This is a genomic window from Zoogloea sp. (genome assembly GCF_041911615.1).
In the GTDB taxonomy this organism is placed as follows: Bacteria; Pseudomonadota; Gammaproteobacteria; order Burkholderiales; family Rhodocyclaceae; genus Zoogloea.
In genome coordinates this window covers 1-8,653 of the sequence record NZ_JAYROR010000059.1, presented here as the reverse complement: position 1 = coordinate 8,653, position 8,653 = coordinate 1, and the positions used below count along the sequence as shown (strand labels likewise).

General features: G+C 69.1%; 12 protein-coding genes. 3 read left to right on the top strand and 9 right to left on the bottom strand.

Going from position 1 to position 8,653, the window contains the following annotated elements; translation table 11 throughout:
* Window positions 1–106: 106 nt before the first annotated feature.
* The 9 genes from queE to ybgC form a co-directional block, all read right to left on the bottom strand.
* Complete coding sequence (gene queE / locus ACE3P2_RS06805) at window positions 107–778, bottom strand: 7-carboxy-7-deazaguanine synthase QueE (RefSeq protein ID WP_374262524.1); 672 nt, start codon at window positions 776–778, stop codon at window positions 107–109.
* Window positions 779–830: 52 nt separating this feature from the next.
* On the bottom strand, window positions 831–1,583 hold the full coding sequence (gene ybgF, locus ACE3P2_RS06800) for a tol-pal system protein YbgF (RefSeq protein ID WP_374262522.1): 753 nt from the start codon (window positions 1,581–1,583) through the stop codon (window positions 831–833).
* Complete coding sequence (pal, locus tag ACE3P2_RS06795; RefSeq protein ID WP_374262520.1) at window positions 1,583–2,134, bottom strand: peptidoglycan-associated lipoprotein Pal; 552 nt, start codon at window positions 2,132–2,134, stop codon at window positions 1,583–1,585. Before pal ends, ybgF begins: the two co-directional genes overlap by 1 nt.
* A 76-nt stretch (window positions 2,135–2,210) precedes the next feature.
* Window positions 2,211–3,437 carry a Tol-Pal system beta propeller repeat protein TolB gene (gene tolB / locus ACE3P2_RS06790; RefSeq protein ID WP_374262527.1) on the bottom strand — a complete coding sequence of 409 codons (1,227 nt, stop codon included), beginning with the start codon at window positions 3,435–3,437 and terminating at the stop codon, window positions 2,211–2,213.
* Window positions 3,438–3,509: 72 nt separating this feature from the next.
* Window positions 3,510–3,998 (bottom strand): energy transducer TonB, encoded by a 489-nt coding sequence (locus tag ACE3P2_RS06785; RefSeq protein WP_374262517.1) that lies wholly within the window; start codon window positions 3,996–3,998, stop codon window positions 3,510–3,512.
* Window positions 3,999–4,050: 52 nt separating this feature from the next.
* Complete coding sequence (tolA, locus tag ACE3P2_RS06780; RefSeq protein ID WP_374262515.1) at window positions 4,051–5,061, bottom strand: cell envelope integrity protein TolA; 1,011 nt, start codon at window positions 5,059–5,061, stop codon at window positions 4,051–4,053.
* The gene (gene tolR / locus ACE3P2_RS06775; RefSeq protein ID WP_374262513.1) at window positions 5,058–5,471 is read right to left on the bottom strand and encodes a protein TolR; all 414 of its coding nucleotides are present in this window, start codon (window positions 5,469–5,471) and stop codon (window positions 5,058–5,060) included. Before tolR ends, tolA begins: the two co-directional genes overlap by 4 nt.
* Window positions 5,472–5,488: 17 nt before the next feature.
* Window positions 5,489–6,163 carry a protein TolQ gene (tolQ, locus tag ACE3P2_RS06770; protein WP_374262510.1) on the bottom strand — a complete coding sequence of 225 codons (675 nt, stop codon included), beginning with the start codon at window positions 6,161–6,163 and terminating at the stop codon, window positions 5,489–5,491.
* Between the two features lie 4 nt (window positions 6,164–6,167).
* On the bottom strand, window positions 6,168–6,608 hold the full coding sequence (gene ybgC / locus ACE3P2_RS06765) for a tol-pal system-associated acyl-CoA thioesterase (RefSeq protein WP_374262507.1): 441 nt from the start codon (window positions 6,606–6,608) through the stop codon (window positions 6,168–6,170).
* 251 nt (window positions 6,609–6,859) lie between these two features.
* Here ybgC and dksA point away from each other — a divergent pair, with 251 nt between their 5' ends.
* The 3 genes from dksA to ACE3P2_RS06750 all read left to right on the top strand — a co-directional run.
* Window positions 6,860–7,291, top strand: a complete 432-nt coding sequence (gene dksA, locus ACE3P2_RS06760) for an RNA polymerase-binding protein DksA (protein ID WP_374262504.1) — start codon at window positions 6,860–6,862, stop codon at window positions 7,289–7,291.
* 56 nt (window positions 7,292–7,347) lie between these two features.
* Window positions 7,348–8,403 carry a GTP-binding protein gene (locus ACE3P2_RS06755; protein WP_374262502.1) on the top strand — a complete coding sequence of 352 codons (1,056 nt, stop codon included), beginning with the start codon at window positions 7,348–7,350 and terminating at the stop codon, window positions 8,401–8,403.
* Window positions 8,400–8,653 (top strand): hypothetical protein (locus ACE3P2_RS06750; RefSeq protein ID WP_374262499.1); only part of this gene is annotated, 254 nt, incomplete at its 3' end. The genes ACE3P2_RS06755 and ACE3P2_RS06750, both read left to right, overlap by 4 nt.

Here is an 8,653-nt window from a genome sequence, read left to right as displayed (position 1 = left end):
CCGCGGCCGGCGGCGTGCCGGCCCGGCGGGGGGGGGCTCGGCCGAGACTTTCCGCTGTCCGCCGGCGGTGCGGCAGGCCTGCCGCACGGCCGGTCGGGGTGGCCGCCTAGCGGCCGGGTTCGTTGCCCCAGATGATCTTGTGGAGCTGTACCTGCATGCGCACCGGTAGTCGGTCGCGGAGGATCCAGGCGGCCAGGTCGGCCGGCTTCAACTGGCCCTGGACCGGGGCGAGGAGCACCGGGCAGCGTTCGGTGAGGTGGTATTCGGCGATCTGCGCCTTGGCCCATTCGTAGTCGGCCTCGCTGGCGAGGACCAGCTTCAGTTCGTCGCGCAGGGTCAGCAGCGGGATGTTGCCGAGCAGGTTGCGGGCGACTTCGCCGGAGCCGGGCGCCTTGAGGTCGACGATGCGCGAGACGCGCGGGTCGACACCGGCGATGTCGAGGGCGCCGCTGGTTTCGAGGGATACCGAGTAGCCGGCGTCGCACAGGGCGGTGAGCAGCGGCAGGCAGTTCTTTTGCGACAGGGGCTCGCCGCCGGTGACGCAGACCGTCTGGCAGCCGTAGCCGGCGACTTCGGCGAGGATGTCGTCGAGCGTTCGGGTGGTGCCGCCGGTGAAGGCGTATTCGGTGTCGCACCAGGTGCAGCGCAGCGGGCAGCCGGTCAGGCGGACGAAGACGGTCGGCAGGCCGCTGCGGGAGGTCTCGCCCTGCAGAGAATGAAAGATTTCGGTGATGCGCAGGGTGGCGGCGCGGGGGACGGTCGGAGCGGCGTGGGGCATGGCGGTGAACCGGGTGCGGCGTGCCCCGCGCGGTGGGCGCGGGGCGGACGGCTTACTTCTTGAGACGTTGCTTGGCGATAGTCGCCGCCGAGCTGCTCGGGTACTTGGCGAGCAGGCGCTCGAGCGTCTTGGTGGCGGAGGCGGTGTCGCCGCGGGCCTGCTGGGTGTTGGACAGGCCGAGCAGGGCGTCGGGCGCACGCGTGTCGTCGGGCCACTGGTTGGCGACCTTGGCGTAGTGCTCGGCGGCGCCGGCGTTGTCCTTGAGCTGGTAGAGCGCGCTGGCGGCCCAGAAGTGGGCGTTGGGCTGGAAGCTGCTGTTCGGGTAGTTGCGGGTGAAGGCGATGAACCCGCCCGCCGCTTCCTTGAACTTGCCGCCGCGCAGCTGGGTGAGGGCGGCTTCGTAGTCGCGGCTCTCGGCTGCCGGGTCGACCGCCGCCGCGGCAGGTGCGGGGGCCGCGGTAGGCGCTTCGGCGCCGGCCTGGGGCTCGACCTTGCGCAGGCGGTTGTCGAGGTCGACGTAAAAGTCCTTCTGCCGCTTGTTGGCGTTGGCCAGGTCGTTGCTGAGGACTTCGTTCTCGCCGCGCAGGCGGGCGATCTCTGCCTTCAGGGTTTCGATCTGGTCGGCCAGTTCGAGCTGGGCGCGGGCCCCCGCCTCGAGCTTGTCGAGACGGGCGGAGAACTCGCTGCGCATCTGGTTGATGCGCAGGCGGGCTTCTTCGTCGTCAAACAGGCCGGCCTGGGCCTGGCTGGCGAGCAGGCCCGCCAGCAGCCCGGCCAGCAGGCGGGGCAGAAGGCGGCGGGACATCAGAACTCACCCGAGTAGAGCATGTCGCCGCGGCGGTTGGCGGCCCAGCAGGTCTCGGACGCTTCGCCGCAGCTGGGCTTTTCTTCGCCGAGGCTGACGGATTCCAGCTGGCTTTCGGACACGCCCAGCAGGCCGAGGGCCTTCTTGACGGCGTCGGCGCGCTTCTGGCCGAGGGCGAGGTTGTACTCGCGGCTGCCGCGTTCGTCGGTGTTGCCCTGGATCAGCATCTTCATCTTGGGGTTGGCAACGAGGAACTTGGCGTGGGCTTCGATCAGCGCGCGGTACTCGTCCTTGATCACGTAGCTGTCGTAGTCGAACAGCACGCTGCGCTTGGAGAGGATGTTCTTCGGGTCCTTGAGGGCCGCGATGCCTGCGCCGCCGGCGCCGTCGGCATTGACGGTGGTGACGCGGCTGCTGTCGACGCCGGAACTGGCGGCGCCGCTGCTGCGGTCTTCGACCGCTGCACCCTGGCCGTCTACGTTGGGGGCAGAGCTACAGGCGGCCAGCACACTGGCGGCGATCAGGGACAGGGCAAGACGGTGAAACTTCATGGTGTGGGCTCCGTGGGGGCGGTCGGGTGGCCGCGAAAAACGAAACGTTTAAGTGTCGAAGGTTTGCGCGAGCAGGTCAGTTGCGGGGTTGCGGCCCCCAGGCGGGTTCGCGCACGTCGCCTGATTGTACCGACAGACGCTGCTTCACACGACCGTCGGATGACACGGCCGCGAGCACGCCGCGCCCGCCGATCTCGGTGGCATACAGCACCATCCGGCCATTCGGGGCGAAGCTCGGGGATTCGTCCTTCGACGAGTCGGTGAGGATTTGCGTCTGTCGGGATGCGAGGTCGAGCAGGGTGACCTGAAAGCGGCCGCCGTTGCGCGACACATAGACCAGGCTCTTGCCGTCGGGCGAGGGGCGCGGGCTGACGTTGTAGCTGCCTTCGAAGGTGACCCGCTGGGCGTCACCGCCGCCGGCGGGAACGCGGTAGATCTGCGGGCTGCCGCCGCGGTCGGAGGTGAAGTAGATCATGCCGTCGGGCGACCACGACGGCTCGGTGTCGATGCCGGACGACGAGGCCAGGCGCTGCACGCCGGAGCCGTCGGCATTGACCGAATACAACTGGGACTGGCCATCCTTGGTCAGCACTACCGCCAGCCGGCGGCCGTCGGGCGACCAGGCGGGCGCGGAGTTGGAGCCCTTGAAGTTGGCGGCGACGTTGCGCTGGCCGCTGGCCAGGTTGTGAACGTAGACCACCGGCTTCTTGGCCTCGAAGGAGACGTAGGCGAGGCGCGAGCCGTCCGGCGACCAGGCCGGCGAGATGATCGGCTCGCGGGAGGCCAGCGCGGTCTGGGCGTTGCTGCCGTCCGCGTCGGCGATCTGCAGCTCGTAGCGGGAGCCGGACTTGACCACGTAGGCGATGCGGGTCGAGAACACGCCGGGCTCGCCGGTGAGCTTCTCGTAGATGAAGTCGGCGATGCGGTGGCCGGTGATGCGGTACTGCGCCGGCGACATCACCATCGCCTGGCTGCCCAGGGCGACTTGCTTGGCGGCGTCGTGCAGGCGTACCTGAATCTGGTAGCGGCCGCCGCTCGGGCTGACGGTGCCGACCGCCACGGCGTCGGCGCCGCGGGACCGGACGCGGCCGAAGTCGACGCTGTCGGCCCCCATCGGGCTCGGGCCGAGTTCGACCAGCTTGAACAGGCCGCTGCGTTCGAGGTCGGCCCGCACCACGTCGGTGACGGCGCGGGGCAGGGCACTTTCGCCCTCGAAACTGGCGACGGCCACCGGCAGGCGGTTGGCGCCGGCGCCGGTGATCTCGACGGTGAGCTGGGCGTGGGCGAAGGCGCTGGCCAGCATCAGCACGCAGGCCGGCACGGTGTGGCGCAGGAAGGTCGGGATGCGTAGGGTCATGGGCAAAGGACTCACGGATTAGCCGCGGAGCGGATAGAACTTCAGCTCCAGCGTCGGGTTGAAGAGTTCCGGCTTGTCAGGGCGGGGCAGCGGGCTGGATTTGCGGATCGCGCTGGCGATGGCCTTGTCGAGGGCGCGGTTGCCCGAAGACTGGCGCAGGCGGACGCTGGCGACCCGGCCGCTGGGTTGCTGGACGACCGCGAAAACCACCGCGGGATCGCCTGTGACACCCCGGGGCAGGCGGATGTTGGCGCAGATCTTTTGCTGGATCGCCATCGCGTAGGCTTCCGGCGTGGCGATCCGCGTGGCCACCCGGCCGGTGCAGAAGAAGAACGGTGCCGAATCGGCCGGCACGGCAGCCAGCGCGCGGCTTTCGTCGGCTGGGGAGGTGGCTGGCGCGGTGCTCGGGGCGGCCTCGGCGGGGCGCGTCGGCGCCGTGGGTGTCGGGCCGGTGGAACATGCCGTCACCAGAGCCGCCCAGCCCGTCAGCACGAGCGCGCGCGTCATGGCGGAGGCGGGCGGGTGGCGGAGGGGCGAGGGCGTCATCGTCGGGTGAGGCTCAGTCGCGAAGCGGGTGGAACTGGAAGTCGAGGGTACGCTGGAACAACTCGCTCTTCTCGGGCTTCGGCAGCGGGCTGGACTTCTGGATCGCCCGCTCGATCGCGGCGTCGAGCTGCGGGTTGCCACTGGAGCGCTTGAGGCGCACCTCGATCACCGAGCCGTCGGGCAACTGATCCACGTAGAAATCGGCGCGCGGATCGCCAGAGACCCCGGGCGGCAGGATGATGTTGCCTTTCACCTTGGCGGCGATCTTGTCGATGTAGGCCTTGAGCGCCCGGCTGTTGGCCGCCTTGGCTTTGTCGTTGGCGATGCGCGCGAGTTCCTTCTGGATCTCGCCGGTCTGCTTGACGTTCTCGCTGTCGCGGCTCAGCAGCTCGCGCATGCGGCGATCCTCGAGTTCGCGGGCGCGCTCGGCGGCGACCTTGGCCTCCTTGTCGGCGCGGGCCTTGTCGAGCTTGGCCTGCTCGGCGCGGGCCCGTGCCTCGGCCTTCGGGTCCGGCTTGGGCTCTGGCTTCGGTTCGGGCTTGCGGGGTTCGGGCTTGGGCTCCGGCTTGCGCGGTTCAGGGCGTGGCTCCGGCTTCCTGGGCTCCGGCTTCGGTTCGGGCTTGCGGGGCTCGGGCTTGGGCTCGGGTTTCTTCGGCTCGGGCTTGACGACTTCCTTCACCGGCTTGGGCGGTTGCTTCTTCGGCTCGGGCGCCTTGACGGCGATGTCGGGCTGCTTGCGTGGCGGCGGTTCGGGCTCGCGCTCTTCCTCGGGCTCGACGCGGGGGGGCGGAGGCGGAGGCGGGGGCGCCGGGCGTGCCTCGGCAGGCGGCGCGGGCTCGGGCGGCGGGGCGGGTTGGGGGGCAGGCGGCGGCGCGGTGACCAGCTCCACCTCGACGGCGTCGGGCAGGCGGTTCTGCCAGCGCACGCCGTAGAACAGGAACAGGCCGAGCAGGACGTGGACCAGCGCCGCCAGCGCCAGCGAGGACCACTTGCCGCGTTCGTTGGCGGGTAGTGCTGGGTTCATCGGGCCGACTTGCCGACCTGCGTCTGCAGCCCGACCTTGTTGACGCCCGCGTTGCGCAGGTCGTTGAGGGTGTTCATGACCTGCTCGTACTTGACGCTCTTGTCGGCGGCGATGATCACCGACTGGCCGGGGTTGGCCGACACGGCGTCCTGAACCTCGGCGATCAGGTCCTTGCGGTTGAGCGACTTCTCGGGCGCCTGGCTGGTGGCGCGCAGCGTCAGTTCTCCGTCCGGCTTGACCTGGACGACCATCGCATCGGTCGGCGGGGCGGGCACTTTATCGACGCTCGGCAGATTTACCGAGCCGGACTGGATCATCGGCGCGGTGACCATGAAGATGACGAGGAGCACCAGCATCACGTCGATGTAAGGCACGACGTTGATCTGGTTCATCAGGCGACGTTGGCGCATTGCGGCTTCGCTCCCGGTCAGCGCAGCTGGCGCTGGAGGATGTTCAGGAACTCTTCGGTGAAGCTCTCGAAGCGGATCGCGATGCGGTCGATGTCGTGGGCGAAGCGGTTGTAGGCGACGACCGCCGGAATCGCCGCGAACAGGCCGATGGCGGTGGCGACCAGCGCCTCGGCGATGCCCGGGGCGACGTGGGCGAGGGTGGCCGAGCCGACATTGGAGAGCCCGCGGAAGGCGTTCATGATGCCCCACACGGTACCGAACAGGCCGACGTAGGGTGACACCGAACCGACCGAGGCGAGGAAGGCCAGGTGGGCTTCCAGGTCGTCGACCTCGCGCTGGTAGGTGGCGCGCATCGCGCGGCGGGCGCCGTCCATGATGGCGCCGTGGTCGAGGTTCTTGCCGCGCAGCTTGGCGAATTCGCGGTAGCCGGCTTCGAAGATGCGCTCCATGCCGGCGGCCTCGTGGCGGCCGGTGGCGGCGCTCTGGTAGAGGGCGTTGAGGTCGCCGCCGCTCCAGAAGTCGCGCTCGAAGAGGTCGGTTTTCTTCTTGGCGTCGCGGATCTGGAACCACTTGCGGAAGATCCAGTACCAGGACATGAAGGACACGGTGCCGAGCAGCGCCATGACGAGCTTGACGAGGACGCTCGCGTTGGCGATCAGGGACAGGATGGAAAGGTCTTCGGTGACGTTCATCGGTTTAAACCAGGGTGGCGAACTGTGCGCGCACAGCGGGTGGAAGCGGGATGGCGCGTCGGGCGACGCTGTCGATGCAGGCGATGGTGATCTGGGCGTCGAAAATGGGCTGACCATCGCGCAGGATGCGCTGCGCGAAAACCAGGCTGGCGTGGCCGAGCCGTTCGATGGCGGTGACCACGTCGAGCAGGTCGTCGAGGACGGCCGGCTGGCGGTAGTCGGCCTTCACGGTGCGCACCACGAAGACGAGGTTCTGCTCGGCGGCCAGCTGGCGCTGCTCGAAGCCGATCGCGCGCAGCCAGTCGGTGCGGGCGCGTTCGCAGAACTTGAGATAATTGGCGTAGTAGACCACGCCGCCGGCGTCGGTGTCTTCGTAGTACACCCGGACCGGCAGCGTGAAGGACGCCTTCTGCGCAGCCGGAGCGGGATCGTTCGTGAAATGCATCGCAACATTTTACCGCACGACGCGCCTTGATCCGAAGCCGCGCGGTAGATTCAGTGTTTCAGAATGTAGGCCGACGGACGGCGGCGACGCGCGGAGCGTTGTAATTGCAGCGATCCTGTGCATAGAATCGCAGTCTTGGAGACAAGGCTGGCGCGCTTCGTGCTGGCTGCCGAGTCGCTAATGGGTGGATGCCGCGGGGCAAGCGCCGTGGGCACCCGGGCCCGACAGTCGATTCATGGGAGGAATGAGACATGGTTGCAACTACCAGCAAAGACAAACTGCTCACCGAGGCCGAGATCCTGGCCATGCCGGACGACGACTACATGAACCCGGCCCAGCTGGAGTTCTTCCGCGAGCGTCTGTCGAAAATGCGTGAAGAGCTGCTCGAGAACGCTGCCAGCACCGGCGCCAACCTGCGCGAGAACGAACTCGTCGCCGATCCGGCCGACCGTGCCACGGTGGAAGAGGAGCACGCCCTCGAGCTGCGCGTGCGCGACCGTGAGCGCAAGCTGATCAAGAAGATCGAGGAAGCCCTCGAGCGCATCGCCGAAGGCGAATACGGCTGGTGCGAGGAAACCGGCGATCCGATCGGCATCGGCCGCCTGCTGGCCCGCCCGACCGCGACCCTGTCCATCGACGCCCAGGAGCGTCGCGAACGCACCCAGAAGCTGTACGGGGAATAATCCCCGTCGGTTTCAGTGCCGCGTCACCCGATTCGCCGGAACGGCTCGTCCCGATCATGACTGCGCCGGCGAATCGCATCCCCGTCACCCTGCTCACCGGCTTCCTCGGATCGGGCAAGACCACCCTTCTGAACCACCTGCTGCGTCAGCCCGAACTGGCGGGGACGGTCGTGCTCGTCAACGAATTCGGTGCCGAACCCCTTGACCACCTGCTGGTCGAGAAGATCGACGAGAACGTGCTGCTGCTCGAATCGGGCTGCATCTGCTGCGCGGTGCGCGGCGATCTGGCCCGCGCGCTGAAGGACGTCTTCATGCGCCGCCTGCGCCGCGAATTGCCGGCCTTGTCGCGGGTCTTCATCGAAACCACCGGCCTCGCCGACCCGGCGCCGGTGATCTTCACCCTGATGCAGGATTTCTTCATCGCCGAACGCTATCGCCTCGATGGCGTGGTGACGGCGGTGGACGCCGTTTTCGGCGCCGATCAGCTCGCCCGCCAGCCCGAGGCGGTCAAGCAGGTGGCGATGGCCGACCGGCTGCTCATCACCAAGTGCGACCAGGCCGTGCCCGCCGCCATCGACGCCCTGTCCGCCACCCTGGCTGCGCTCAATCCCGGCGCGCCGCAGCGCCGCGTCGTGGCCGGCGACGTGCCGGCTGCGGCGGTGCTCGACTGCGGGCTGTGGAACCCGGCCACCAAGTCGGCCGACGTGGCCCGCTGGCTGGCCGACGAGGCGGTCGCCGCCGCCGCGCCACGCAATCCGTACGCCCCGCGCGGCGCGCGCCGGGGCGATCCGGCGCGTCACGACGCCTCGGTCCACGCCTTCGTGCTGCGCATCGAGGCGCCCGTGGCCTGGGGCGACTTCTCGGCCGCCCTCGATACCCTGCAGAGCCTGAAGGGCGATCACCTGCTGCGGGTGAAAGGTATCGTCCAGGTGCGCGGCGAGGTCGTGCCGCGCGTCCTGCAGTGCGTCCATCACCTGCGCTACCCGGACGCGGCGCTGCCGGCCTGGCCTGACGCCGACCGGGCGACGCGTCTGGTGTTCATCGTGCGCGACCTGGAGCGCGAAGTGGTCGATCGCGTGTTCGCCGGCTTCTGCGCCGCGGAGGCCGCATGAGGCGCCTGCACGGTTCGCCGATGCTGCGCAGCGTGCTCGCGCTGCTGCTGGTGTGCGCCCAGTTCTTCGCCGCCGCCCATGCGCTCAGCCATGTGGGCGATCTCGTCGCCGCCCATCGTGGCGACGAGCCCGTTGCGGCCGCCCCGCTCGATCCCGCCGGCGGTCTGCCGGCGGCGGAGCGTCACGACCGCTGCCTGCAATGTCTCGCGGCGGCCGACCTGGGAGCCGCCCTGCCGTCGATGCCGCCGCT